The organism is Streptomyces achromogenes subsp. achromogenes (assembly GCF_000720835.1).
Lineage (GTDB): Bacteria > Actinomycetota > Actinomycetes > Streptomycetales > Streptomycetaceae > Streptomyces > Streptomyces achromogenes.
The window spans coordinates 51,215-75,152 of record NZ_JODT01000017.1; the positions used below are offsets into that span (position 1 = coordinate 51,215).

At 71.8% G+C, this 23,938-nt stretch carries 21 protein-coding genes and 1 pseudogene; 12 read left to right on the top strand and 10 right to left on the bottom strand.

Annotated elements, in window-relative coordinates:
* Nucleotides 1-291: 291 nt before the first annotated feature.
* The 3 genes from IH25_RS41230 to IH25_RS0118080 all read right to left on the bottom strand — a co-directional run bounded on the left by IH25_RS41230 (nucleotide 292) and on the right by IH25_RS0118080 (nucleotide 1,592).
* The gene (locus tag IH25_RS41230) at nucleotides 292-450 is read right to left on the bottom strand and encodes a hypothetical protein (RefSeq protein WP_157846984.1); all 159 of its coding nucleotides are present in this window, start codon (nucleotides 448-450) and stop codon (nucleotides 292-294) included.
* Nucleotides 447-743 (bottom strand): DUF4331 family protein, encoded by a 297-nt coding sequence (locus IH25_RS0118075; protein ID WP_030610872.1) that lies wholly within the window; start codon nucleotides 741-743, stop codon nucleotides 447-449. Before IH25_RS0118075 ends, IH25_RS41230 begins: the two co-directional genes overlap by 4 nt.
* Nucleotides 744-1,019: 276 nt before the next feature.
* On the bottom strand, nucleotides 1,020-1,592 hold the full coding sequence (locus tag IH25_RS0118080) for a dihydrofolate reductase family protein (protein ID WP_030610875.1): 573 nt from the start codon (nucleotides 1,590-1,592) through the stop codon (nucleotides 1,020-1,022).
* 274 nt (nucleotides 1,593-1,866) lie between these two features.
* Here IH25_RS0118080 and IH25_RS38585 point away from each other — a divergent pair, with 274 nt between their 5' ends.
* Nucleotides 1,867-2,610, top strand: coding sequence for a class I SAM-dependent methyltransferase (locus IH25_RS38585; protein WP_051753991.1), 744 nt, complete (start codon nucleotides 1,867-1,869; stop codon nucleotides 2,608-2,610).
* Nucleotides 2,611-2,654: 44 nt separating this feature from the next.
* On the opposite strand, the gene IH25_RS0118090 is transcribed toward IH25_RS38585, so the two are convergent.
* The 3 genes from IH25_RS0118090 to IH25_RS0118100 all read right to left on the bottom strand — a co-directional run bounded on the left by IH25_RS0118090 (nucleotide 2,655) and on the right by IH25_RS0118100 (nucleotide 6,672).
* A complete protein-coding gene (locus IH25_RS0118090; RefSeq protein ID WP_030610881.1) occupies nucleotides 2,655-3,695 on the bottom strand; it encodes a LacI family DNA-binding transcriptional regulator in 1,041 nt (346 codons plus the stop codon).
* Nucleotides 3,696-3,778: 83 nt separating this feature from the next.
* The gene (locus IH25_RS0118095) at nucleotides 3,779-5,527 is read right to left on the bottom strand and encodes a discoidin domain-containing protein (RefSeq protein WP_030610884.1); all 1,749 of its coding nucleotides are present in this window, start codon (nucleotides 5,525-5,527) and stop codon (nucleotides 3,779-3,781) included.
* 71 nt (nucleotides 5,528-5,598) lie between these two features.
* On the bottom strand, nucleotides 5,599-6,672 hold the full coding sequence (locus tag IH25_RS0118100) for a DUF1996 domain-containing protein (RefSeq protein ID WP_030610888.1): 1,074 nt from the start codon (nucleotides 6,670-6,672) through the stop codon (nucleotides 5,599-5,601).
* 205 nt (nucleotides 6,673-6,877) lie between these two features.
* On the opposite strand from IH25_RS0118100, the gene IH25_RS0118105 reads away from it, so the two are divergent.
* Nucleotides 6,878-7,285, top strand: coding sequence for a winged helix-turn-helix transcriptional regulator (locus tag IH25_RS0118105; protein WP_030610891.1), 408 nt, complete (start codon nucleotides 6,878-6,880; stop codon nucleotides 7,283-7,285).
* 16 nt (nucleotides 7,286-7,301) lie between these two features.
* Here IH25_RS0118105 and IH25_RS42310 read toward each other — a convergent pair.
* Together IH25_RS42310 and IH25_RS0118110 are read right to left on the bottom strand one after the other, a co-directional pair.
* A pseudogene (locus IH25_RS42310) lies at nucleotides 7,302-7,503 on the bottom strand (transposase); the annotation flags it as partial.
* Nucleotides 7,504-8,521: 1,018 nt separating this feature from the next.
* The gene (locus IH25_RS0118110) at nucleotides 8,522-9,721 is read right to left on the bottom strand and encodes an IS701 family transposase (protein ID WP_051753992.1); all 1,200 of its coding nucleotides are present in this window, start codon (nucleotides 9,719-9,721) and stop codon (nucleotides 8,522-8,524) included.
* A 270-nt stretch (nucleotides 9,722-9,991) separates the two neighbouring features.
* On the opposite strand from IH25_RS0118110, the gene IH25_RS0118115 reads away from it, so the two are divergent.
* The 9 genes from IH25_RS0118115 to IH25_RS0118160 all read left to right on the top strand — a co-directional run bounded on the left by IH25_RS0118115 (nucleotide 9,992) and on the right by IH25_RS0118160 (nucleotide 20,453).
* Nucleotides 9,992-10,798 (top strand): carboxymuconolactone decarboxylase family protein, encoded by an 807-nt coding sequence (locus IH25_RS0118115; protein WP_030610896.1) that lies wholly within the window; start codon nucleotides 9,992-9,994, stop codon nucleotides 10,796-10,798.
* 53 nt (nucleotides 10,799-10,851) lie between these two features.
* Complete coding sequence (locus tag IH25_RS0118120) at nucleotides 10,852-12,066, top strand: MFS transporter (RefSeq protein WP_030610899.1); 1,215 nt, start codon at nucleotides 10,852-10,854, stop codon at nucleotides 12,064-12,066.
* A 138-nt stretch (nucleotides 12,067-12,204) separates the two neighbouring features.
* Nucleotides 12,205-13,152 (top strand): aldo/keto reductase, encoded by a 948-nt coding sequence (locus IH25_RS0118125; protein ID WP_392636742.1) that lies wholly within the window; start codon nucleotides 12,205-12,207, stop codon nucleotides 13,150-13,152.
* A 442-nt stretch (nucleotides 13,153-13,594) separates the two neighbouring features.
* Nucleotides 13,595-14,620: a ParB/RepB/Spo0J family partition protein gene (locus IH25_RS0118130; RefSeq protein WP_078844314.1), complete on the top strand. Its 1,026-nt coding sequence runs from the start codon at nucleotides 13,595-13,597 to the stop codon at nucleotides 14,618-14,620.
* Nucleotides 14,617-15,819, top strand: coding sequence for an acyl-CoA dehydrogenase family protein (locus tag IH25_RS0118135; RefSeq protein ID WP_051753994.1), 1,203 nt, complete (start codon nucleotides 14,617-14,619; stop codon nucleotides 15,817-15,819). The genes IH25_RS0118130 and IH25_RS0118135 overlap by 4 nt, the downstream gene beginning before the upstream one ends.
* A 58-nt stretch (nucleotides 15,820-15,877) precedes the next feature.
* Nucleotides 15,878-16,954: a zinc-dependent alcohol dehydrogenase gene (locus IH25_RS0118140; RefSeq protein ID WP_030610906.1), complete on the top strand. Its 1,077-nt coding sequence runs from the start codon at nucleotides 15,878-15,880 to the stop codon at nucleotides 16,952-16,954.
* 634 nt (nucleotides 16,955-17,588) lie between these two features.
* Nucleotides 17,589-18,179 carry an NADPH-dependent F420 reductase gene (locus IH25_RS0118150; protein WP_030610908.1) on the top strand — a complete coding sequence of 197 codons (591 nt, stop codon included), beginning with the start codon at nucleotides 17,589-17,591 and terminating at the stop codon, nucleotides 18,177-18,179.
* Between the two features lie 304 nt (nucleotides 18,180-18,483).
* Nucleotides 18,484-19,668: an acyltransferase family protein gene (locus IH25_RS0118155; RefSeq protein WP_030610911.1), complete on the top strand. Its 1,185-nt coding sequence runs from the start codon at nucleotides 18,484-18,486 to the stop codon at nucleotides 19,666-19,668.
* A 263-nt stretch (nucleotides 19,669-19,931) separates the two neighbouring features.
* Nucleotides 19,932-20,453: a MarR family winged helix-turn-helix transcriptional regulator gene (locus IH25_RS0118160; protein WP_037655151.1), complete on the top strand. Its 522-nt coding sequence runs from the start codon at nucleotides 19,932-19,934 to the stop codon at nucleotides 20,451-20,453.
* Nucleotide 20,454: 1 nt separating this feature from the next.
* On the opposite strand, the gene IH25_RS0118165 is transcribed toward IH25_RS0118160, so the two are convergent.
* A complete protein-coding gene (locus tag IH25_RS0118165; protein ID WP_030610917.1) occupies nucleotides 20,455-21,039 on the bottom strand; it encodes a ScbR family autoregulator-binding transcription factor in 585 nt (194 codons plus the stop codon).
* Nucleotides 21,040-21,661: 622 nt separating this feature from the next.
* On the bottom strand, nucleotides 21,662-23,140 hold the full coding sequence (locus tag IH25_RS0118170) for an MFS transporter (protein WP_078844292.1): 1,479 nt from the start codon (nucleotides 23,138-23,140) through the stop codon (nucleotides 21,662-21,664).
* 370 nt (nucleotides 23,141-23,510) lie between these two features.
* On the opposite strand from IH25_RS0118170, the gene IH25_RS0118175 reads away from it, so the two are divergent.
* Entirely contained in the window at nucleotides 23,511-23,882 is a 372-nt protein-coding gene (locus IH25_RS0118175) for an ArsR/SmtB family transcription factor (protein ID WP_051753995.1), read from the top strand.
* The last annotated feature ends 56 nt before the right edge of the window (nucleotides 23,883-23,938 follow it).

The window sequence follows — 23,938 nt, forward strand, 5'->3', positions numbered from 1 at the left end:
GGCGTCCGGTCGGCCCGGTCTTCGCGGCAGGGCCGGAGCCACCGTCCCGCCCGGGTGTCATCCGTCCGTGGAAGGTGCTGCTGGGCCTGCGCTTGGCTCGGCTCATGCCTGTCTCCCTGACTGGCCTGGCAGCCGGGCCGTGGCGTCCACCGTCGAACGGGCCATTGCCGACCGCCAGGCGGCCTCTGGGGCCTGCTGGTCCGTGAATCCGACGGTATCGACACTTTCGCCCGAATGCACCCGCGAGGGGTACGCCAGGGGCACCACGGGGCGGAGCCGGTCCTCGGTCCGTCAGCCGGTGTGGGGGCCGATGTGGCCGGTGGTGACCTTGCCCGCGGTGGGCATCGCGACCGGGGCGGAGGCGACGTCGTCGGTGTTGCAGTAGGCGGTCAGGGAGGGGTGGGCACCGCGGTCGACGGACTTCAGCCGTCCGTTCTCGCGCAGGCTCACCCGCGCAAGCCGGCGAAGAAGGTGTACGGCCCGGACTCGGCCACCCGGGCCTCGGTGCCGAGGCTCACGGGGGCGTCGGTGAACAGCGTCCGCCCGGCGGCCTCGTGCTCGCGCGCCTGGTCACCCTCCGCCCGGTGGACGGTGACGGTCTGCCGTCCGTCCTCCGGCGGGGAGAACACGAAGCCGAACGCCACGTCGGCCCGGTGATCGCCGTCGGTGTCCACATTGACGCGGTAGACCGCGTCCGGGTGGAATGCCTGGCCACCGGCCGGCGCGACCGGGTTCACGTTCATGCACGGATGCCGGGCGCCGGTGGCACGGCTGCGGCCCGGTGAGAATCGCACGGTCGGCTCGCTCGGACCGCGCGGCAGGGCGGAGAGCGGGCCGCCGCACCGGTGGACGGCTCGGCGCCGCCCCGGTGCGGTACCCGGCCCCGGGTGATCGGCGCGGCGCGGTGGGCACGCGCGGCCGGCGGGCAGGCTCGCCGCCGGAGCGCTCCGCCGTCCGGGTGATCCGCCGGGCGGCGCCCGGGTGGGCTCCGCCGGGGCCGGTACGCGTAGGGGTGCGGGTCAGCGTACGACGTCGAAGACGTTCTTCTGGATGCCGTTGGCGTAGGCCTCGTGCTCGACCAGCCTCAGCTTCTGGGCGTCCTTGTCCGTGGCGCTGAACAGGCGCTTGCCCGCGCCGAGCAGGAGCGGGAAGACGAGCAGGTGGTAACGGTCGATGAGGCCGGCGTCCGAAAGGCTCCGGTTCAGGGCGGCACTGCCGTGGACGATGATCGGGCCGCCCTCGGTGGCCTTCAGCGCGGCGACCTCGTCGAGCGAGCGCAGGATCGTCGTCTCGCCCCAGTCCGACACCAGGTCGCCCTCGGTGAGGGTGGTGGACACGACGTACTTCGGCATCGCCTTGTACTGCGCGAACTCCGGCATGGCGGGCCACACCGGGCTGAACGCCTGGTAGCTGACCCGGCCCAGCAGCATCGCGCCGGCCTCGTGCTGTTCCCGGCCCTTGATCTCGAAGGCCTCGGGCAGGAACTCGATGTCCTTGAAGGTCCATCCGGAGTTCCGGTAGCCGGGCTCGCCGCCCGGTGCCTCCACCACACCGTCGAGCGAGACGAAGGCGGTGCTGATCAGGGTACGCATCTGGGGGTTCCTCGGTATCTCGTCATCAGCCGCGCGCGGCTGACCAGGGTGACAGCCACGGCACATGGTTCATGATCTTTGACCGTGGAGCACGCGAGAACTCATCGGCCGGTGTACGGCACGAGTCGCGGGCCCCGTCAACGACCGCCCGCCGGACGCGCCGTGGAGGGAATTCCCGCCACCGTGCGGCCCCGTGGCGGTGTCGTGTGCCAGGCTGCCACCGAACGTGCCGCTTCACCCGTCCGGGCCCGTTTCAGTGCAGGAGGCAGAGCCCTTGACCGCCGACGAACAGCCGCTTGGCTGGGACACCACCACCGTGGCCGATGCCTACCGGGACCGCGACATGCGGCTCGCCGAGCAGCTGATCTTCCCCGCCCTGCTGCGGCGGCTCGCGGGGAGGGCCGGGCCCGGCCGGCTGGCCCTGGACATCGGGTGCGGCACCGGCGCGGTCGCGGCGCGGCTCGTGAGCGCCGGGGAGTGGGAGGTCCAGGGCCTCGACCCCTCGGCCGACATGCTCGGCATCGCCCGAGCGGACCGCCCCCACCCCCGTGTCTCCTACCGGTTGTTCGACGGCCGCACCCTGGACTGGCTCGCCGACGACAGCGTCGATGCCGCCGTGTGCTGCCTGGTGTACTGCACCGACCCGGACGACGGGCGGCTGGCCGCCCTCACCGCCGAGATCCGCCGGGTGCTGCGCCCCGGTGCGCCGTATCTGCTGGCCGACCTCAACCCGGCGGCGACCGGCGTGGCCTTCTCCACGCTGCGCCACGGCGAGCCGGGGGCGGTCTACGGCGACGGCGACACCGTGCCCACGCTGCTGCGGCTGCGCGACGGCACGACGATGACGAGCGCCACGTACTACCGCTCCCTCGACCGGTACCGGCGTTTCCTGGCCGAGGCCGGCTTCCCCGCCCCCGCCGTCGAGTTGCCCACGCTCCCCTCGGACAGCCCGGGCGCCTCGGCGGTCCCGGCGGAGCTCCGCACCGCGCCGTACATGATCCTGTCGACCCACGCGTGACCCGACCCGCTCCCGGTGCGCGGCCGCGCGCTCCGGCGGTGGCGTCAGGCGGATTCCCGTACGACCAGCTCCGGAGCGAACACGACCGACGTGGGATCGGTGCGGGTGCCGTGGATGTGTTCGTCCAGCAGACGGGCCATCTCGGCGGCCATGTCCTCCACGGGCTGGCGCACGGTGGTCAGGTGGGGGTGCCGGTCGACGGCGGCCGTGGAGTCGTCGAAGCCGACGACCGCGACGTCCTCCGGCACCCGCCGGCCGTGGTCCCGCAGCGCCTGGCAGGCGCCGCGCGCCATGAGGTCGTTGGCCGCGAACACCCCGTCCACGTCCGGGTGTTCGGCGAGGAGGGCGGCCATGGCCGCGAGGCCGCTGTCGTGGGTGAAGCCGCCTTCGGCGACCGGGACCCGGGCATGGCCCCGCCGGGCGAGGGCGTCGCGGAAGCCGGCCAGCCGCTCCTGACCGGCGGGCAGCGCGAGCGGACCGGAGACGGTGGCCGGTCTGCGGCAGCCCCGGGCGAGCAGGTGCTCGGCGGCGAGCCGGCCGCCGTCCCGGTGGGCCACGTCGACATGGCTGAGCGGGACGGGACGGGCGGGACGGGCGAACAGGACGGCGGGCAGCGACGCCTCGGCGAGGAGGGCCGGCAGCGGGTCGTCGGCGTGGCTGGAGACCACCAGGGCGCCGTCGGCCCGGCCCTGTCCGAGGTAGGTGAGCACCTCCTCGCGGGCGGCGGCGGACTCGGCGAACATCAGCACCGGGTGGACCGAGCGCGGGCGGAGGTGGCCGACGATGCCCGCGACCACCCGCCCGAAGAACGGGTCGGCGAACACCCGGGCGGCGAAGCCGGCCTGGGCCTCCTCGGAGGTGTCCCCGGCGCCGGAGACCACCAGCGCCACGGCCTCGGCCCGCCGGGTGACCAGGGAGCGGGCGGCCCGGTTGGGCGCGTACCCGGTACGCCGGATGGCCTGGCGGACCAGCTCCTGGATCGCCGGGTCCACGTTGCGTACGCCGTTGACGACCCGGGAGACGGTGGCCCGGGAGACGCCGGCCTCCCGGGCGACGTCCTCCAGGGTGGGGGCCTGTCTGCTCATGTCCCGCACCCTAACGGCCCGTCGGGCGGTGCCGGTAGAGCGCTCTCCCGGGTCCCGGCCCGGCCTCGATGTGCCTGGGGCGGTCAGCCGTAGACGCCGAACTCGTACAGCGAGTAGCCCCAGCCGGTGCCGCGGGTGGTGCCGTTGATCCGGACGTACCGGCCGGTGCCGCCGACGTCGAGGTCGTCGACGCCGCCGTTCCCGTCCGTCACGGTCCGCACGGTCTGCCAGGTCTGGCCGTCGTCGGAGGTCTGCACGCTGTACGCCCTGGCGTAGGAGGCCTCCCACAGCAACCGGACGTGGCGGAAGGCGGTGCGGGTGCCGAGGTCGACCCGGATCCACTGGGGGTCGCTCCAGTCGCTCGCCCAGCGGGTGTCCGGGTCGCCGTCGACGGCGTGGGCGGCGGGGCAGGGGCAGTCGCCGTAGCCCGGCTGGAAGGAGGAGGCCGTCGCGGGTTTGCCGAGGGCCAGGTCGGGGCCGTTCACCGGGGGCGGGACGACCCGGACGGAGCGGGTCCCGACGCCGACGTTGCCATGGCCGTCCTTGGCCTTCACATAGATCTTCCACACGCCGGGCCGGTCGGGGGCGGTCACCTTCAGCCGGCCGCCGCCGAGGTCGGTGAAGGGCAGGGAGGCGAGGTTCCTGTTCTGGTCGATGTACGCGCTGCTGTCCAGGACTTCGTAGCCGACCGGGTCGCCGTCGGGATCGGCGGCGCGGACGGACAGGACGAGGTCGCGGCCGGCCGGGACCGCGCCCGCGTCGCCCTCGACGGTCGGGTCCGTGACGACGGGCGGGGTGTTGTCGTGCGTGGTGTCCCCGCCGTAGGCGCGTTTGACCGCGTAGTACGAGAGCCGTTTCTCGCCCGCGGGCAGCAGGTTGAACCAGATGCCGCCGAAGTCGTACTCGGTGCCGTAGTGGAACATCGTGGCGCCGAGCGCGACGCCCTGGTGCCCGGTGACACAGCCCCAGGCGCGGGTGTAGCCGTCGGCCTTGGCCTGGTCGGAGGGTTCCAGCGGCACCCCGTTGGCGTCGTCGGGCACCTCCCACTCGCCGGCCGGACCGGTCTCGGTGACGATGTAGGGCTTGGTGTAACCGCCCTGCTCCCAGGCGGACTTCAGGCCGCAGACGGCGTTGTAGGCGTTGACGGCGTACAGGTCGAGGTCGGGGGCGTTCTTCTTGAAGTAGGGCCAGGCGCCGGCCCAGGCGTCCGTGGAGGTGACCGGGTGGTCGGGGTCGACGGCGTGGATCTTCTTGGTGATGTCGTTGACGAAGGCGGTGTAGGCGTCGCGCTGGCGTTCCAGTTCGGTGCCGCTGTAGCAGTTCTGCAGACCGAGGACCGATTCGTTGCCGACGTCCCACATCAGTACGCCCGGGTTGTCCTTGTAGGTGCGCACCCAGGTGGGGAACTCGTCGAGCATCCGGTTCTTGTAGGCGGTGTCGGTCGTGTAGTCGACGCAGCCGCCGCTGCCGGGACCGCCGCCGGGCTGGAGCCAGAAACCGGCGATGACCTTGATGCCGTGCGCGGCGGCGGAGTCGAACAGCGGCTTGCTCGAGGCGTCGGTGCCCCAGGTGCGGATGGTGTTGACGCCCATGGACTTCAGGTCGGCCAGGTACCGGTCGGCGTCGGCCGGGGACGGGCCCCAGGTGAGGCCCTTGATCCGGTACGGCTGTCCGTCCACGGTGAGCTGCCAGGCGCCCTGCCCGCCGGTGACCTTGACGACGCTGCCGGCCGCGTGCGCCTGGGTGGCCGGCAGGGCGGTGAGGGCGCAGGCGGCCAGCGCTCCCGCGGTGAGGGGCGCGATGAGGCGGCGGGCGCGGGGTGGTGGTCTCATGGTGGGGTCGCGTCTCCGGGGGTGTCGGCGGGCGTGCAAGTGGGCGTGGTGTGCGGTGGTGTGAGGGTGCGTCAGGGCAGGCGGTAGTCGGTGTTCAGGGCGGCCCCGGCCTCGGGGTGGGCCTGGTCGTAGCCACGGGCGTCGCACTGGAGTCCGCCGACCACGCAGTGGTCCACCAGCGCCTTGAGCGTGCGCTCGTCCCAGGCGTTGAAGAAGTCGTAGTGGAAGCTGTGGCCGGTGCCGCTGGACAGCCGGACCCGGGACAGGTCGCCGTTGACGGGGAACGCCATCTTGAACTCGATCATCGGCAGGGCCACCGGATGGCCGGCGGGACAGACGTTGTCGTTCGTGCCGGGTCTGACCACGGGGTAGGCCATGTGGCTGCGGTGGTCGGGGGTGTCCAGATACCTGCCGTCCCAGCAACTGGGCGCCTGGAACCGGATGTTGAGCTGGACGTCCGCGCGGTTCGGGCAGGTGGCCGGGAACTCGGTGTTGAAGTAGCTGTCGCCGCACTCCCAGCCCTCGACGAACCCGGGGTGGTGACGGAAGGCGTCGGCGCTCTGCATCGGGTCGCCGACGACGAACCTGAGGCCCTTGGGGAAGGGCCGCACGCTGGTGTAGTCGGTGACGCCGGCCTTGTAGTAGATGGTCTGCGGGCCGACCGGCAGGACGGGCCGGTCCCCGTCGTACAGGGTGGGCATCCAGTAGCCGGACAGGTCCCCGGGGGCCTTGCAGGTGGTGCCGCCCGCGCTCAGCGAGGCGGTCGTACTGTACGCGTCGGTGGTGGTGTTGCCCATGAACGTGTGGTCGTGGGACGCGCCCGGCTGCTGCGAGTGGGCGATCGGGTCGTCCGCCTTGGTGTGGCTGACCGCGCAGTTGGCCTGGAACTCGTGGAAGTAGCGGTGCGATGGGTTCTGGGTGGACGGGGTGACGCCGGTGACCGGCGGGACGGCGGGGATGTAGCCGTCGCCGTCGGGGTCCTCGGGTGAGGCGGCCGCCGCCACCGCCACGGTGTGGCCGGCGTGGGCGGTTCCGCCGGCGGTGTGCGGGGCGGGCGACGCGGCGACCGTGGTGACGCCGAGCGCGGCCAGCGCCACGGCGGAGGTGACCAGCGCACCCGGGAGGAACTGCGATCTCCGTGACATCGGGGGCTCCTTGACGCGGGGAAGGAGGGGTCGTACGGAGGCGTTGGGAGAGCGCTCTCCCACCGCTGGAGTGTTGGGGCGGCGACGGGAGGGTGTCAAGGGAGACGACCGAACACGCCGACGACCGCCTCCCTCCCCCGGACGCACGATGTGGGGCGGCGGCCGGGTTCGGTAACGTGGGCCCTCCGTGGAAGGAGGCACGTCAATGTCACGGAGTTCGGCCCGCCTTGCCGAGGCCATGCAGGTCGAGGCCTGTCCGGTCACCGAGGTGCTCGACCACGTGGCCGGCAAGTGGAGCATCGGCATCCTGATCGCCGCCGCCCACGGCCCCATCCGCTTCACCGAGATCGAGCGCGCCGTCCACGGCATCAGCCGGCGCATGCTCACCCTCAACCTGCGCCGCCTGGAGCGGGACGGACTCCTCGTCCGCACCGTGTACCCGACCGTCCCGCCCAGGGTCGAGTACGACCTCACACCGATGGCCCGCGAGCTGTACGCCTCGCTGACCGGACTGGTGGACTGGGCCGAGCGCCACCGGTCCGCCATCTCCCGGGCCCGCGCCGCCTACGACGCGGCGGAGGAGGCGGAGGAACGGACGGCGGACGAGGTCTGAACGGGCGCGGCAGCCGCCGGTACTCGTCGTGGTCGTAGCCGCGGTCCGCGAAGAGCGTGTCCGGCCGTCCGCGTGGCCGCCCGACCACGCCGGCCACGTGGAGCCTTGTCGAGCGGGGGCAGGAGCCGGGTGACGTCGTTGCGGTTGGCGCCGGTCAACGACACCGCGAGCGGGATTCCCTGGCCGTCGGTGAGGACGTGGTGCTTGCCGTCCGGCCGTGCACCGGCCGCTCCCCGAAGTGCCAAAGACGTACGCGAAGCGACCGTACGGCCGCTGGGACGGGTCCGGGTGGGTACCGTCCTTGCCGACAGCAGCCGTCGGCCGAGGAGCGACTCATGCGCACCGACACCGCCGCCCCGGCGCCCGGCGCGAAAGAAGCCGTAAGCGAGGCGTGGCGGGCGCTGCCCGGCATCACCCCGGACGGGGCACGGGGCCGCGCGGCGGTCCTGCGGCATCCGGCGTCGGCGGCTCCCGCACTCGGCTTCGACGGCACCCTCGTCGGCATCGTCCCGGATCCGGCCGCGGCCGTGCCGTTGCCGGATGCCGTCCGTGCGACCGCGCACCGCGCGGCGGCCGGCGGCCGGGTCGGTCCGCCGACCGGCGGTCCACCGCGGGACATGTCGCGGGAGCGGGGTCTCCCGGGTGCCGGCCCGACGGCTCGGGCGCAGGTGCCGGGGCTGTACGGGGCGGATCGCCGGGACCCCGTCACGGCACGGGTCCGGATTCCCGGGGCCGCGCCGGCGCCGGCCGAGGCGCACGCCGGGATCCGGGCGAGGCCCGCGGACCGCGCCGTCGGCCCGGGCGTGCGCAGGGCGGACGAGAAAGGCGCGCTCACCGCCCCGTACGAGCCGTCGGCGGAGCCGGTCGTCCGGCCGGGCCCGCGCGCCGTGACGGCGTGCGTCGTCGAGCCGCGTGTCCGGGACGTGGACGAGGGGACGGCGCCGGCCGCCTTCCTGGAGGAGCGGTACATCGGCGGACCCGTGGGGTACGCGGGCGACGACCACGCCGGCGTACCGGGCGCCGACGCCCCGCGCGAGCGTCGGCGGCGTACCGGACGGTCCTCGGTGCGTCTCCGCGGGGCCGCGTGGCGTGCCGGGGAGCGCCGGCGGGCGGACGCGGTCCGGCCCGCCGTCCTGGGCGGGCCGGCCCAGGCGGTCCGCCCGGCGCGCGGGGCGGACCGCCTCGCCGGCTGCCTCCTGGAGGCCCCGGGCGGCGGGCAGAGCGGTGACGGTCCGGTCAGGCGGTGCCGCCGACCGTCTCCGGCAGCCCTGCGTCGGGGCCGAAGAGGGTGTGGTAGGCGTGCGCGGCCGAGACCAGGGTCACGTGGTGGTGCCAGCCGGGGAAGGAGCGGCCCTCGAAGTCCAGCAGTCCGAACCGCGACACCAGTGAGTCCCGGGTGGGGCCGGCCGCGCACTCCAGCGCCGCCAGGGACAGCAGTTCGCCGATGCTGCCGTCGGTGATGTTGGACAGCCACAGCCGCGCGGGCCGCTCGCCCTCCGGACGCCACTGGGTGAACAGGCGGTACATGCGGTGCCGCGCGGACGCCCCGCCTGCCGGGGACGGCATCTGGACGAGCCCGGACACCACCCGGACGTGGCGCTGGCGGCCGTCGGGCAGGGCGGCGATGACCGTGCGGGGGCGCTGGGCCTGGTGGCTGCCGAGATACTCCCGGGCGGTCACCAGCCCCCGGTTCTGCTGACCGAGCGGCCCGCTGGGCCGGACCAGGGCGGACGGCGGCACCGCCATCACGAAGTCCCGTCCGCGCCGGGTGAGTTCGGTCGCCAGCCGGTGGATGTCCGGGCATCCGCTGAAGTCGGCGACGACGGGCACGTGCGGCTGGGTGGTACGGGCCGCCTGCGAGTCCACCAGACCGAGGACGTGGGACCACAGCGGGCGGCCCTGCACCGCGTCGGGAAGGTGGGCCAGTTTGCGCAGCCGCGCGTCCTCGGCCCACTGGTCGGGCAGGAAGAGCTGCCAGTCCACCGGCACGGAGGCACTCTCGGTCAGCAGGAACAGGCCCATGGCCACCTGGCAGTTGACCATCCGTCCGCTGTGCGGGATGAACCGCCGGTGCACTCCGACGGAGCGATCGCCCCGCTTGGGCAGGATGGTGATGCCGAGGATCCACGCCTGGACGGGCCGGTGGTGCTCGGTCCAGCGCGCCAGTTCCGTCCGCGCCGGATCCCACTCCCAGGGGCTGACGTTGATGAACTGCTGGAGTGACTGGCTCGCGGTGGACGACTCCGTCACCGCTGCGGCCAGTCGGCGCACCGACTTCTTGCCGGACGTGGTGAGCAGGCCCTCCAGATAGACGCGGGCCCAGCGTCGCTGGTCGGAACGGGGCAGATGCCCGAAGAGGCTCTCGGCGTAGGCGTCGATCGATGGCCCGCCGTGCGGGACGAGTGTGCGGATGGTGGCTGTGTGGTTCGCTGACATGACGATGGCTCCCCCTGTCCGTCGTCGTGTGATGGTGAGCGACTAGAAAAAGTAAATAGCGTGGATTTTGTTTTCAACGGGGACGGCGGTCCCTCACGACAACTTGGCCAAGTCTCGCCCCCCGTCGCGGTGGCGATCGGGCGGTTGCTGCCGCAACTTCCCAAGGTCGTACGAACTACTGACGCTTTGCTTGCTGGCCCCTACCGGCCCGGCAGTAGCGTCCCCGGGTCAGCAACCGACCACCCGGCACCCCATCAGGAGTGAACACGCATGACCACTGGACAGGTTTCGGACCGTTTCACGCGTGGCCAGGCCCGCCTGGAGGAGATCTCCGGCCAGGACGCGCAGGCCTTCACCGAGTCGCTGCGGGACATCGCCCCCGACCTGGCGCGCTACGTCGTCGAGTTCGCCTACGGAGACGTGCACTCCCGGCCCGGCCTGAACGCCGCCGATCGTCAACTGGCCGTCCTCGGGGCCCTGGTGGCGCAGGGCGACACCCAGGAGCAGGTGCGCCGCCAGACCGGCATCGCGCTGCACGTGGGCCTGGAGCCCCGGCAGGTCGTGGAGGCGGTGACCCACCTGATCCTCGTCGTCGGCATTCCGCGGGTGCTCAACGCGCTCGTCGCCGTACGGGCGGCCATCGAGGAGCGCGGCCTGAAGGCCGACCCGATCGAGGTCGGCGCCAACACCGAGCGGCAGAGGGACCGTTACGCGTACGGCGAGGCCCGGCTTCGGCAGATCGCCGGAGACGACGGTGTCACGGTGATCCGCGCCCTCGACCCGATCGCGCCCGACCTCGGCCGCTACATCGTGGAGTTCGCCTGGGGCGAGGTGTACGACCGTCCCGGCATCAGCGTGCGCGAGCGCCAGCTCGCCACCCTCGGCGCCATGATCGGCTTCGGTGACACGCCCAAGCAGCAGAAGACCCACTTCAAGATCGCGCTGCGTCAGGGGCTCACCCCCGAGGAGCTCGTGGAGCTCGTCGTCCAGGTCGCCCCCAAGGCCGGCTTCCCCCGGGTGCTCAACGCCCTGGCCGGACTGCGCGAGGTCCTCGACGAGCGCGGCCTCACCGTCTGACCCGCCGCCCCCACCCGTACCGTTCACGCAATCACATCGGAAGGTCTCTCCCCATGCCCCTAGCGCTCCTCGCCCTTGCCGTCGGGGCCTTCGGGATCGGTACGACCGAATTCGTCATCATGGGGCTGCTGCCCGAGGTCGCCTCCACCTACGACGTATCGATCCCGACCGCCGGATGGCTGGTGACCGGGTATGCGCTCGGCGTGATGCTCGGCGCCCCGCTGATGACCATCCTGGGCACGCGCGTCCCCCGCAAACGCATGCTGATGCTGCTGATGGCACTGTTCGTCCTGGGCAACACGCTCTCCGCCGCCGCCCCCGTCTTCGGGCTGATGCTGACCGGGCGCGTGATCGCCTCGCTCGCGCACGGTTCCTTCTTCGGCATCGGCGCCGTCGTCGCGTCCAGCATGGTCGCGCCCGACAAGCAGGCCCGCGCGCTGTCGATGATGTTCACCGGACTGACCGTGGCGAACCTCCTCGGCGTGCCGCTGGGCACGTTCGTCGGGCAGAGCATCGGCTGGCGCACCACCTTCTTCATCGTCGCCGGGCTCGGTGTCGTCGCTCTGTTCGGGCTCGCCGCGCTGGTGCCCGAGGTACCCAGGCCCGAAGGGGTCCGGGTGCGCCACGAGTTCGCCGCGCTGGCCAACGTCCAGGTGCTGCTCGCCATGGCCATGACCGTGCTCGGCTTCGGCGGGGTCTTCGCGGCGATCACCTACATCGCGCCGATGATGACCGATGTCACCGGCTTCGCGGACTCCTCGGTCACCTGGCTGCTGGTGCTGTTCGGCCTCGGCATGGTGGCCGGGAACCTGGGCGGCGGCAAGTTCGCCGACCGGGCCCTGATGCCGATGCTGTACGCCTCCCTCGGCGGCCTCGCCGTGGTGCTGGCCCTGTTCACGCTCACCGCCCACAACAAGGTCGCGGCCGGCGCGACCGTCGTCCTGATCGGCGCGCTCGGCTTCGCGACCGTGCCGCCGCTGCAGAAAAGGGTGCTGGACCAGGCCGCCGGTGCGCCGACTCTGGCCTCGGCCCTGAACATCGGTGCCTTCAACATGGGCAACGCGCTCGCCGCGTGGCTGGGCGGCCTCGTCATCGCCGCCGGCCACGCCTACACCTCGGCCAACTGGGTCGGCGCGGCCCTCGCGGGCGGTGCCCTGCTGCTGGCCCTGCTCTCCAGCGTCCTGGAGCGCTCCGGGGCCGCCGCGCCGACGGCCGCCACGTCCGCCGAGGGAACCGAGCAGCCTCCCGCGGCCGTCACCAACGGCTGACGAGCGACACCGCACGACCCTCCCTCCGGCCCCGACGGGCGGCGCCATTCCGTCGGGGCCTCGGGCCGTCGCCGCCCCGGCGACGGCCGCTTTGCCGTCACACCACGCAGCAGCGCATCCCCAGGAAAGGTGGGCATCATGTCCCTCCCCCGCAAGAAGCTCGGCACCTCGTCCCTCGAGGTGTTCCCGCTCGTCCTCGGCGGCAACGTCTTCGGCTGGTCGGCCGACGAGACGACCTCCTTCCAGGTGCTCGACGCCTACGTCGCCGCCGGCGGCAACGCCATCGACACGGCCGACAGCTACTCGTTCTGGGTGCCCGGCAACCAGGGCGGCGAGTCGGAGTCGATCATCGGCAGGTGGCTGGCGACGCGCGGCGACCGCGACTCCCTCGTCATCGCCACCAAGGTCAGCAACCACCCGGAGTACCGCGGCCTGAGCCCGAAGAACATCAAGGCCGCCGCGGAAGCCTCGCTGCGCCGCCTCGGCACCGACCACCTGGACCTGTATTACACGCACTTCGACGACCCGTCCGTCCCCGTCGAGGAGATCATCGCCGCGCTGGACGCCCTGGTGCGGGAGGGCAAGGTACGGGAGATCGCCGCCTCCAACATCAGCCCCGAGCGGCTCCAGGCGTCCCTGGCGTTCTCCGAGCGTGAGGGAATGGCGCGCTACGTCGCGCTCCAGCCGCACTACAACCTGATGGAGCGCGGGACCTTCGAGGGCGGCGCGCAGGACCTGGCGCTCCGTCACCAGCTGGGGGTGCTCCCCTACTTCGCGCTCGCCTCCGGCTTCCTGACCGGCAAGCACCGGCGGGGCATCGCCGCCGGCACCGCCCGCGCCGGCTACGTCGGCAAGTACGCCGGCACCCCGCGGGGCGAGCGCGTCCTGGCCGAACTGACCCGGGTCGCGCAGGCGCGCGGGGCCTCCCTCGCCACCGTCGCTCTGGCCTGGCTCGCGGCGCAGCCGTCGATCGTGGCGCCCATCGCCAGCGCCCGCACCCTTCAGCAGCTCCCGGACCTCCTGGCCGTGGCCGAACTGCACTTGACCTCCGAGGAAGTGGCCGCGCTGTCGGCCGCCTCGCAGTAGGCCCGGCCCGCGACAGGCCACCGGTACCCTCACACCCCCGGCGGGGACGCCCGATCGCGTCCCCGCCGGGGGTTTTCACTTGGCCGGATCCGTGCGCAGCGTGACTCCGCACCGACCGTGCGCGACTTCACCCCCGCACGTGCCTAAGTCGTCATTCGTGGCAGTCCGCATTCGTATTCCCGCCAATGCCGTACAGTAATGTTCCAGCCACGGTCGGGGGACGCATCATTTCCGCCCGGCAGCCACCGGACTTCCGTGCCCGTCGGCGAAATCTGGAATAGCAGGCTCCACGCCGGCGCCACCACGGAGGCATTACGGGGGAATTGGGAATTCCTCATTCCAGGCGTTCCGACCGTCATCGAGCGATCGTTGTACCAGATTGCTCCCGCCGTCCCGCACGTGCGTCCGGGACGGCCGGACGAACGTGTTCAAGGGGGAGAACATGATCGTACGAGCGCAGAGCGTGCCCGGCGGGCCGGCCGACGGTGTCTCACTCGTGCCCCTGGCCACCCTGGAGCCCGCCGACTCGCCACGGGCCGGCGAGATCGACGAGGTCCACGTACGGCGCCTGGCTGCCGCCCGGACGTTCCCGCCGATCGTGGTCCACCGCGGCACCATGCGGGTGATCGACGGGATGCACCGCATGCGCGCCGCCGCGCTGCTCGGCCGGGACGGCATCGAGGTGCGCTACTTCGACGGCACGCCGGCCGAGGCGTTCGTGCTGGCCGTCCAGCTGAACGTGCGGCACGGCCTGCAGCTCAGCCGCGCCGAGCGCACGGCCGCCGCCGAGCGGATCGTCGCCTCGCATCCCGCCTGGTCCGACCGGGCCATCGCGGCCGCGGCCGGGCTGTCGGTGAAGACGGTCGCCCAGTTGCGGCAGCGTTCAACCACCGCCGTTCCACAGTTGCACGCCCGGGTGGGTCTGGACGGCCGGGTACGCCCGGTCAACGCGGCGGACGGCCGCCGGCGTGCGGCCGACTTCATCCGCGGCCACCCGGACGCCTCGCTGCGGCAGATCGCCGCGGCCGCGGGCATCGCCGTGGGCACGGCCCGCTCGGTCCGCCTCGCCCTGGAGCGCGGCGAGTCCCCGGAGCCGGCACCGCGCTCCGCGCAGGCCTCGACGGCCCGGAGCCCGGACCCCGGCGCCGGTGCGGGTGGCGTCCTCGCGCAGCTGTGCCGTGACCCGGCGTTCCGGTTCAGCGCCTCCAGCCGGCTGCTGCTGCGTCTGCTCGACAACCGCATGCTGGCGGGCCGCGGCGCGGACCATGTGCTGCATCATGTCCCGGCACACGGAAAAGACGCTCTCGCCACGGCCGTACGGCAATGCATCGACACCTGGAACAAATTCCTCCGCAAATTGGAGGAGATACCCGGAGAACAGCCGCCAGAACGCGCGATCTCCCGACCCACGCTGTCGTCCGGCAGGGCATCCGTGTGTACCCGGGAATTCGAAGGAAGGCAGAAATGAACGACACACACCAGCCACAGCTGATCGACCGCGGACCGGTGCCGGAGGAGACCCGGGAATGGCTCGAACGGGTGGCCGCCATCGCCCCGGTCATCAAGGACTTCCGTGCGCAGGGCGAGCGCGACAGGCGCGCGCCGGTCGAGGTGTTCGAAGCGCTGCGGGACGCGGGCATCCACCGGATGGCCGTCTCCAAGGCGTTCGGCGGCCACCAGGTCGACCTGCGCACCGCCGGTGCCGTCATCCAGGAACTCGCGGTGCTCGATCCGTCGGTCGCCTGGCAGATGGGCGTCCAGGGGGCCATCGGCCGCTTCTCCGACTATCTGCCCGAGCGCACCGCGGAGAAGCTGTTCGACGGCCAGTCCTCGCTCGTCATCGGATCGGTCAACCCCACCGGCAGGGCCGAGCGGGTGCCCGGTGGCTACCGGCTGGAGGGCACCTGGTCCTTCGCCAGCGGCGCGGCCCACGCCGAGTGGTTCGTCGCCGCCGCGGTCGTCACCGAGCGGGGCAGCCCGCGCATGAGCGAGTCCGGCGTGCCCGAGATGGTGATGGCGTTCGTGCCGCGCTCCCGCGTGCGCCTGCTCGACACCTGGCACAGCCTGGGGCTGCGCGGCACGGGAAGCGTGCACTACGAGATCGACGGCGTCCTCGTCGCGGACGACCACGCCGTCGCCCAGGCCGCGATGTCCTTCCCGCCGGCCGCACGCCCCTCACGGGCCTACGCCATCAGCTATTACGACTTCGGCCTGTTCGGCACCGCGTCGGTCTGCCTCGGCATCGCCCGTGGCGCCCTGGCCTCCTTCAAGGAACTCGCAGGCCGCAAGACGCCGATGGGCGGCCTGTCCACGCTGGCCTCCGGTCACGTCGTGCAGGACCGGCTGGCGCGCGCCGAGATCCTGGTGCGCTCGTCGCGGCTGCTGCTCGCGGACGCCGCCTGGCACGCCGTGGAACACGGCGAGGACGGCGGCGACTCGCTCAGCGCCACGCTGCGGCTGTCCGCCGCGACCATCGCGGAGAACTGCGCGCAGGCCGTCGACACGGTCTTCACGCTGGCCGGTTCCAGCTCGGTCTACGCCGACAGCCGGCTCGAGGCGTACTTCCGCGACATGCACTCGGCGGCCAAGCACATCACCGTGTCGCCCACCAACATCGAGATGGCCGGCCAGTACCTGCTCGGCGGCGGCCTCCAGCTCCGCCGGTGAAGGCGCCGGCTTCCCCACCCCGAGCACTCCACCAGTGGACGAAGGACGAGGAATCAGCATGCGCACCATGAAGGCGGTCCAGCTCATCGCCCCCCGCAAGACCATCCTGGGCGACGTCCCGGTCCCCGAGGTCCCGGCCGACGGCCTGCTCATGAAGACGCGGTGCGTGTCGATCTGCTCCACCGACATCTCCATGTTCGAAGGGCACCTCTTCCCCTCCGAGTACCCGGTCATCCTCGGCCACGAGTACCTCGGTGAAGTGATCGAAACGGGACCGGAGTTCGACAACCCGGACATCGAGATCGGCGACCGGATCGTCTACTGGGGCCAGACGGACTTCGGCGGCTTCGCCGAGTACCGCTCACTGCGCCCGGTCTTCTCCGGCGAGACCAAGGAGGACGTGTTCCGGGCCGACCGCGACTTCCACGACGACCGCCGCGCCGCCGCGGTGAAGGTTCCGCAGGAGCTGGACGACTTACAGGCGTCCTTCATCGAGCCCGTCACCGGCGCGATGCGCTCGGTGCTGGCCAACCCGCCGAAGATCGGCGACAAGGTACTGATCATGGGCACCGGCCCGATCGGCATCATCGCGGGCAGCGTCATCCGGCGCCTGCTCGCCGCCCGCACGGTGGTCTCCGTCGACGCCAACCCGGCCCGCAACGAGCAGGCCGGCGAGCACTTCTCGCACCGCGCCTACCTGCCCGACGAGCTCATCGCCGAGGTTCCGGACAACACCTTCGACTACGTCTTCGACGCGCTGCCCACCGTCAAGACCGATGACGAGCGGAAGGACCCGCGCCGGGTGGCGATGCGCAAGCTGAAGCCGAAGGGCAGGTACGTCCTGTACGGCGCCTCCCAGGAGATGCAGAAGTTCGACACCTGGCTGATGCTCGCCAAGGGCATCCACATCTGCGCCTCGCCGTTCGACGTCAGCGCCTTCCCGATGCACTGGACGGCGAACGTCATCCAGTCGGCGATGCGGATGCTGCTGTCCGGCATCGTCGACGGCAAGCGGCTGCTGTCCACCGTGCACCGGTTCGACGACTACGACGGCCTGGTCGGCATCTTCGAGAACTACCGCTCGACCACGGACCTGAAGACCATCGTCGACTTCCGGGCGCGCGACGCCTCCTGAAGGGCGCGCCGGTGCCGGCCCGGGTCCGGCACCGCCCCTTTCCGTCCCACGCCGGACAGCGGTCCTCGCCGGCCGGCTGCCCGTCGTCGCGGAACGGGCCGCCGACGGCATGAACGGGTGGAAGCTCAAGCCGGGCGGACCGGCCGGCGCCGTGGGGCCGTTCCCGCTCTCCCGGTGCGCGCCGACTGGGCCGGCCGGCCCGGTTCCCCGACGCCGGGGCGGCGCGCTTCACCGGCGACGGACTCCGGCCGCCCCCGGTGCCCCTGACCGCCGCGGAGTTCCACCACCAGGAAGCCGCCGCCGCAGCCGAGGACGCCACAGTGTGGGACCGGGACCACCAACTCCAACTGGTCCGGGCCGTCCTGCGCGGGCCGCACCCCGACCTGCGCATCGGGTTCTTCCCGCACCTCCCGTTCCCGCCCGTAGGACGGCCCGGCAGACACCGTCGTACCGCTCACGCTCGCGCGGTGCTCCCGGCTGCGCCCACCGCCCCGCACGCCATGGATGTGGCGGCCGTCACACGGTGACGACTCTGCCACGTCGACCTTGCTTCGAATTCGAAGCAAAACCTACTGTCACGGCAGCTTCGCTCGACGAACGCGGAGCAGCCCTCCTCCGAAAGGGAATAACGCGCATGTCCAAGATCCTGATCATCGGCAACGGCAACGTCGGCTCCGCCCTGTCCGGCCGGCTCACCGAGGCCGGTCACGAGGTCACCGCGGTGAACAGCTCGGTGCCGGCGCAGGAGGTGGCCGCCACGGCGAGCGCGTCCGACGTGGTGGTGCTCGCGGTGCCGTTCTCCGCTGTCGCCGGTCTGGACGGGGCGGTCAAGAGCGCGCTGGACGGCAAGACCGTCATCGACGCCACCAACCCGCTCGCCGCCGACTTCATGTCGCTGACGGTGGGTCACACCACCTCCGGTGGCGAGGAGGTCGCCAAGGCGCTGCCCGGTGCCCGTGTCGCCAAGGCGTTCAACAGCGTCTTCGCCAACCACCTGGCCAGCGGCGAGGTGAACGGCAACAAGCTGTTCCTGCCCGTCGCCGGCGACGACGAGGCCGCCAAGAAGACCGCCATCGACCTGGCCACGCAGCTCGGCTTCGACGCCGTGGACGCCGGCCCGCTGTCCAGCGCGCGGTACATCGAGCCCGCCATCGAGCTGCTGATCCAGCTCGCCTTCGGCAAGGGCCACGGCCCGGGCATCGGCCTGACCCTGGTGCGCGGCTGAAGCGCGGCCCGTCGACCGACTCCCCCCACACCTGGGAAATGCCCGGTGATCTCCCGATCGCCGGGCATTTCCCATGACCATGGACAGGTATGGACAGGGCTTTTCCGTGGACCCTCTCCACGCTCGTGAGTCTTATTTTCCCCAAAAACTTGGGCATCGCTTGATCGGTTGAATCGGCGAAGCGGCTCCCGGAGAATCATTCCCACCCAAAGAGGCGGACGGTGCCACTCCTCGCGGAGTTCGCGCACCCGGACAAAATTCCTCCGCTTCCTCCTTCAGGGACTCTTCTCCAAGGAGTATTTCCATGTCCACGGAAGAAATGACCGTTCGGGAGCGTGAGCTCCGGCCGGAAGTCCCCGGGCCCCGGCGCAGCGCCCGCCTGGACACGCTGACCGGACTGCGCTTTCCCGCCGCCCTGCTCGTCTTCGTCTTCCACGCCTCGCTGCCCTACCCGTCGGTGCGCATGTTCGCCGACGACGCCCTGGAGAGCGACTTCACCGCCACGCTTGCGCAGGCCGGCGCGCTCGGCGTGACCTTCTTCTTCATCCTCAGCGGCTTCGTGCTGACCTGGTCGGCCCGCCCCGGCGACACCGCGCCCGCCTTCTGGCGCCGCCGCTTCGTCAAGATCCTCCCCAACTACGTCGTCGCCTGGGCCCTGGCGATGGTGCTGTACGCGGCGGTGGAGACGGAGGCCTGGCGCGCGGTGCTCAGCCTGTTCATGCTCCAGGTCTACATCCCGGACTTCGCCACCAACCTCGCCGTGAACCCGCCCGGCTGGTCGCTGGCCGTCGAGGCGGTCTTCTACCTGGTGTTCCCGCTGCTCATCGCCGTCTGCAACAAGATCCGCGCCGACCGGCTCAAGTACTGGATCGGCGGCACCATAGCGGCCGTCTTCGCCACTCCCCTGCTGACCTACACGCTCGTCCCGGCCGGCACGGCGATGATGGACAACAACCCGAGCACCTCCGCGACGCACTTCTGGTTCGCCTACATCCTGCCCTTCCCGCGCATCCTCGACTTCGCCCTGGGCATCCTGGTCGCCCGGGCGGTCATGCTCGGCCGCTGGCGCAACATCGGCATGCTGCCGGCCGGGGCGCTGCTCGTGGTCGGCTACGTCATCGCCTCCTACGTGCCCCACCTGTACGGCCAGCGCGCCGTCTGCGTGATCCCGGCCGTGCTCCTGATCGCGGCCGGTGCCCTCGCCGACCACGAGGGGCGGCGCTCCCTCTTCCGTCACCGCGCTATGGTCTGGCTCGGCGAGATCTCCTTCGCCTTCTACCTGCTGCACTATGTGGTCCTCGCCTCCACCCGCGAGCTGCTGGGCACCGAGCTGTACTCGACGCCCGTGGGCGTCGCGATCCTCGTCGCGGAGGCAGCGGTCACCGTCCTGGCCTCCTGGCTCCTGTACACCCTGGTCGAGGTCCCGATCGTGCGGCGCTGGTCCCGGCCGCGCGGCGCACGCCGGCCTGTCGCGCCGGCCAAGGGGTGACCGGCCGCTCCGGCCGCACACAGGGCAGCGCCCGCCACGTGAAAGTCGTGGCGGGCACCGCCGTGTGTGCGGCCCGCCGCGACACCGAATTGCATGAACCATTCCCATCGGGTGGCGTGGTGCACGGGCAATTGATGAGCACAATGCCGTCGGCCGACCCGCTATTCCCGCCCGGCACACTTGAACACGCGTGGCAGCGGGCGGCCCGCCGGCTCTCACCGGGGCCTATTTCGAAAGCCATTGCCAGCCGATAGGGTGGCTTCATGGAAACGAGCGAACACCGGTGGCTGAACGACACGGAGATGCGCGCCTGGGCCGGTTTCCTGGAGACGTACCAGCTGCTGCACCGGCTCGTGGACCGGCAACTGCGCGACGACGGCGAGGTGACCCAGGTGCAGTACGAGATCCTCACCAGACTGAACGAGAGCCCCGGCCTCCGGCTGCGGATGACCGAGCTGGCCGACCGTATGGTCTGTTCGCGCAGCGGTCTCACCTACCAGGTCACGCAGTTGGAGAAGGCCGGGCTGCTGTGGCGGCAGACCGACGCCCAGGACGAGCGCGGTGTCCTCGCGATCCTCACCGACGCGGGCCGTGAGGTGCTCGACCGCACGGCCCCCGGACATCTCGCGACCGTCCGCGGCGGCTTCCTCGACGTCCTCACCGAGGAACAGATCGCGCAACTGGCGGACATCTTCGACACAGCCCGGGCCCACCTCGGGGGCATCGACGGACTCTGCTACGGCACCACGGCCGGGGCCAAGCGTCCGGCCGGCCCGCCGGAATGACTCAGTCGGCCGCCGCCTCGGCACTGATCGCGGCGAGCGTCAGCTGCCACACCTGCTCCAGCCGCTCGGTGACGTGCGTGGACGCCGACCAGTCCTGGGCACGCAGGTTCGCGTCCATCCCGACCAGCAGGAAACCGATCATGTCGGCGGCCTTCTCGGCGGAGACGCTCCGCTTCAACTGGCCCTCGTCGGAGGCTTCCTGGAGCAGTTTGCGCATCTCCGGCAGCCAGATCTGCGACCAGCAGCCGGTGCCGCGCTCCGTGGACAGCCGTACAGTGGCCCGGACGACGACGTCCTGCTCCAGCAGCCTGGCGAGCTCCAGCAGCAGTTCGCTCAGCCGCCGCAGCGCGGGCCCCCCGCTCGAGACGGCGCCGGCCACAGCCGCCCGCAGAGTCTCCCGGCCCCGCGCCTCGACCACGTTGGCGAGGTCGCACTTCGAGCGGAAGTGGAACGTCAGCGCGCCCATCGTCATGTCGACGGTCTTGCTCACCCGGGCCAGCGACGTCCCGGCATACCCGCACCGGTCGAACTGCTCGGCGGCGGCCGTCATCAGCGCGTGACGCGTCCTCAGTGCCCTCTCCTGCATGGGCCTGCCCCTCCCGAACGGACTCGGTCGCCCCTCACTGAGGCTCCGCCTCGGCTCGGGCTGCAAGACCCGATGTACGTTCCACACAGTGCTCCGCACAATGATCTAGCTCGGCTCCCGGGGTCCGCAAGGCGAACTTGCCGAAAAAGCCGCCACTGGTGGCGCTTCGTTACTTTCAGTGACCTTTCCTGGTCATGGCCAACTTCCCGGCACCACCCGCGCGTTGTGCCGCGGGCCGCTGCCGCGGGCCGTTGCCGCACAGGGGCCGCTTCGGCATGGGACACCGGCCGTACCGCGTACCGTTCCCGGCGCACCGGCCGGCCGTCGGCCACCGCTCGGGCCGTGTCCCTCCTGGAGGATCCGCTCGGCCGCCGCCCCGGTCCGGAGGCCGACGCCGACGGGCCGCCCCCGGCGTGTGCCACCGCGACCGGCCGCTCCCGCACGGAACACCTGGCCTCGGACGGGAACCGTGCGCTGCGGGCCGCGATCGGCGCACAGATCACCGAGGGGGCCCGGGACCTCGCGGCCGTCGGGCACCACCGGGTGGCTGGGACGGACGGCATGACGGCAACACCCCTCCGCGACACAGGTGCGAGGCGGCCCTGCGGCACACGGCCTGGGCTCAGCGGGCCGCGAGGGCCCCATCTTCTTCGCTGCCGGGCGTGGGCACGGCGGTGGGCGACGGCTGCCGCTTCAGGGCGAGCGTGACGAGCAGACCGACGGCCATGCCGGCCGCGGTGAGCATCACGACCAGGAACTCGCCGTCCGCCCGCGCCGCCTTCAGCGCCCGGCCCGCCTTGCCGTCCGTGCCGATCTCGGCGATGACGGTGAAGATCGCCAGGCCGATGGCGTTGCCGATGTTCAGCGCGGTCGAGGCGATGCCGTTCGCCACGCCCTGCTCCTGCGGGGCGGTGCCGGTGGCGGCGGCGATCCACATCGCCGTCCAGACGATGCCCTGGCCGACGCCGGACACGATCAGGCCGGGCACCAGCACGGCGTAGCTCGCGCCGGCGTCGAAGCCGAAGGCGAGGCCGACCGTGCCGGCGATGCCGACGACGAAGCCGATGACCAGCGTGGTGCGGGTGCCGGTCCTGCCGGCGAACCGCTCGCCGAGTTGGGTGCCGGTGGCGATCGCGAGCGACGGGATCAGGAAGCCGAGGCCGGTCTGCAGGGCGCTGTAGCCGTGCACGCTCTGCATCAGGACGGTGAGGAAGTACGGCAGGACACCGAAGGTCGCCATGTAGAGGAAGGTGATGAGCATTCCCACGGTGAGGTTCCGGTTCTTGAACAGCCGGAACGGCATCAGGGGGTCGGAGCTGCGCGACTCGGCCACGGCGAACAGCGCGAGCAGCACGACGGCGAGGACGAACGCGCCGACCACCAGGCCGTCACCCCAGCCCCGCTCGGGCCCCTCGACGAGGGCGAACACCAGCAGCGTGGCACCGCCGGTGACGGTGAGGGAGCCGGGGAAGTCGAACTTGCGGCGCTCGGTGCGGGCCGGATCACGCGGGATGACGAACAGGGCGCACAGGGCGACCAGAGCGCCGAAGGGGACGTTGACGAAGAACACCGACGGCCAGCCTAAGTTCTCCGTGAGCACACCGCCGAGCAGGGCACCGATGGTCAGACCGCTGGCCCCGGCGCCGCCCCATACCGCGAGGGCCCGGTTCCGCTTGGGACCCTCCTCGAAGAGGGTGTTGATCAGCGACAGGGTGGACGGCAGCAGCAGGGCGCCGGCGATGCCCTGCACGGCGCGGGCCACGACGATGACCTCGGGGCTGGGCGCGAGACCGCCGGCCAGCGACGACACGGCGTACATCGCGAGGGCGAGGACGAACATCCTGCGCCGGCCGAGCAGGTCCGCCGCGCGCCCGCCGAACAGCAGGAAGCCGCCCGCGAAGACGACGTAGGCGCTGACCACCAGCTGCTGGGTCTGACCGGGGAAGCCCAGCTCCTGACCGATCTCCGGCAGCGCCACGAACACGATGTTCAGGTCGAGGCCGTAGAGCAGCTGGGCGAGGGCCAGCAGCGTCAGGGTCCAGACCAAGTGGCGTGGGGCGCCGCCCGGGCTTCCTTGGTTCGGTGCTGATGTGGAGGACATGACAGAAGGGCCCCTTCTGGATCTGCGGGTGTGGTTCTCGGAGCTGCGGTCCGTGCGGTCTCTTGGGACGTGGAAGCCCGGGCGACGCACCAGGCGGCCCGGACGGCGCCGCATCGCCACGACTGTTCGTATAATTACGTACGTTGCATTGTTCGGCAACTTTAGTACAGTCGAACCATCGCGGCCCGCCGACCGGTCCGGCCGCGCGGGCGCGCCGAGAGGAGATCCATGCGGGCGATCAGCTCCCGAGGGGTGTCGGAAGGCGCGCCTAGAGGGACGCCGGGCCGGCGGCCCGGCACCCGGGGAAGAGGCCAACGGACGGTAAGCGCCCAGGTGATGGAAAGTTTGAGTATCGCGGTACTGTGGCAATATGAGCCGCCATCCAGACCGCGACCAGATCCGGATCGAAAGCGTCCTGTCCGCGCTGGGCAGCCCCGTACGACTCGCCGTCGTCCGTGTGCTCGACGCGGGCGGGGAACACAACTGCGGCAGCGTCCTGGGACTGTTGGGGATCACCGCCAAGTCCACGATGACGCATCACTGGCGCGTCCTGCGCGAGAGCGGTGTCATCTGGCAGCACCCCTCCGGCAGGGAGAACCTGTTGTCCCTGCGCCGCGACGACCTCGACGCGCGCTACCCGGGCCTCCTGGACGCCATCCTGGCGGGGGCCGACGACGACGAGGCGCTGGAGAAGGCCCGGCGTCTGATGGCCGTGGGCGGCCGGGACCGATCCGAAACCTGACCCGCGCATCCGGGACCGGCACGGTCCACGCCTCCCCCACAGCGGGTGCGCACCAC

What these genes read in the sequence shown, in the direction of transcription:
- IH25_RS0118075 (WP_030610872.1), bottom strand. Translation starts at nt 743, where the DNA reads ATGAACGTGAACCCGGTCGCGCCGGCCGGTGGCCAGGCATTCCACCCG.
- IH25_RS0118080 (WP_030610875.1), bottom strand. Translation starts at nt 1,592, where the DNA reads ATGCGTACCCTGATCAGCACCGCCTTCGTCTCGCTCGACGGTGTGGTG.
- IH25_RS0118090 (WP_030610881.1), bottom strand. Translation starts at nt 3,695, where the DNA reads ATGAGCAGACAGGCCCCCACCCTGGAGGACGTCGCCCGGGAGGCCGGC.
- IH25_RS0118095 (WP_030610884.1), bottom strand. Translation starts at nt 5,527, where the DNA reads ATGAGACCACCACCCCGCGCCCGCCGCCTCATCGCGCCCCTCACCGCG.
- IH25_RS0118100 (WP_030610888.1), bottom strand. Translation starts at nt 6,672, where the DNA reads ATGTCACGGAGATCGCAGTTCCTCCCGGGTGCGCTGGTCACCTCCGCC.
- IH25_RS0118105 (WP_030610891.1), top strand. Translation starts at nt 6,878, where the DNA reads ATGTCACGGAGTTCGGCCCGCCTTGCCGAGGCCATGCAGGTCGAGGCC.
- IH25_RS0118110 (WP_051753992.1), bottom strand. Translation starts at nt 9,721, where the DNA reads ATGTCAGCGAACCACACAGCCACCATCCGCACACTCGTCCCGCACGGC.
- IH25_RS0118115 (WP_030610896.1), top strand. Translation starts at nt 9,992, where the DNA reads ATGACCACTGGACAGGTTTCGGACCGTTTCACGCGTGGCCAGGCCCGC.
- IH25_RS0118120 (WP_030610899.1), top strand. Translation starts at nt 10,852, where the DNA reads ATGCCCCTAGCGCTCCTCGCCCTTGCCGTCGGGGCCTTCGGGATCGGT.
- IH25_RS0118125 (WP_392636742.1), top strand. Translation starts at nt 12,205, where the DNA reads ATGTCCCTCCCCCGCAAGAAGCTCGGCACCTCGTCCCTCGAGGTGTTC.
- IH25_RS0118130 (WP_078844314.1), top strand. Translation starts at nt 13,595, where the DNA reads ATGATCGTACGAGCGCAGAGCGTGCCCGGCGGGCCGGCCGACGGTGTC.
- IH25_RS0118135 (WP_051753994.1), top strand. Translation starts at nt 14,617, where the DNA reads ATGAACGACACACACCAGCCACAGCTGATCGACCGCGGACCGGTGCCG.
- IH25_RS0118140 (WP_030610906.1), top strand. Translation starts at nt 15,878, where the DNA reads ATGCGCACCATGAAGGCGGTCCAGCTCATCGCCCCCCGCAAGACCATC.
- IH25_RS0118150 (WP_030610908.1), top strand. Translation starts at nt 17,589, where the DNA reads ATGTCCAAGATCCTGATCATCGGCAACGGCAACGTCGGCTCCGCCCTG.
- IH25_RS0118155 (WP_030610911.1), top strand. Translation starts at nt 18,484, where the DNA reads ATGTCCACGGAAGAAATGACCGTTCGGGAGCGTGAGCTCCGGCCGGAA.
- IH25_RS0118160 (WP_037655151.1), top strand. Translation starts at nt 19,932, where the DNA reads ATGGAAACGAGCGAACACCGGTGGCTGAACGACACGGAGATGCGCGCC.
- IH25_RS0118165 (WP_030610917.1), bottom strand. Translation starts at nt 21,039, where the DNA reads ATGCAGGAGAGGGCACTGAGGACGCGTCACGCGCTGATGACGGCCGCC.
- IH25_RS0118170 (WP_078844292.1), bottom strand. Translation starts at nt 23,140, where the DNA reads ATGTCCTCCACATCAGCACCGAACCAAGGAAGCCCGGGCGGCGCCCCA.
- IH25_RS0118175 (WP_051753995.1), top strand. Translation starts at nt 23,511, where the DNA reads ATGAGCCGCCATCCAGACCGCGACCAGATCCGGATCGAAAGCGTCCTG.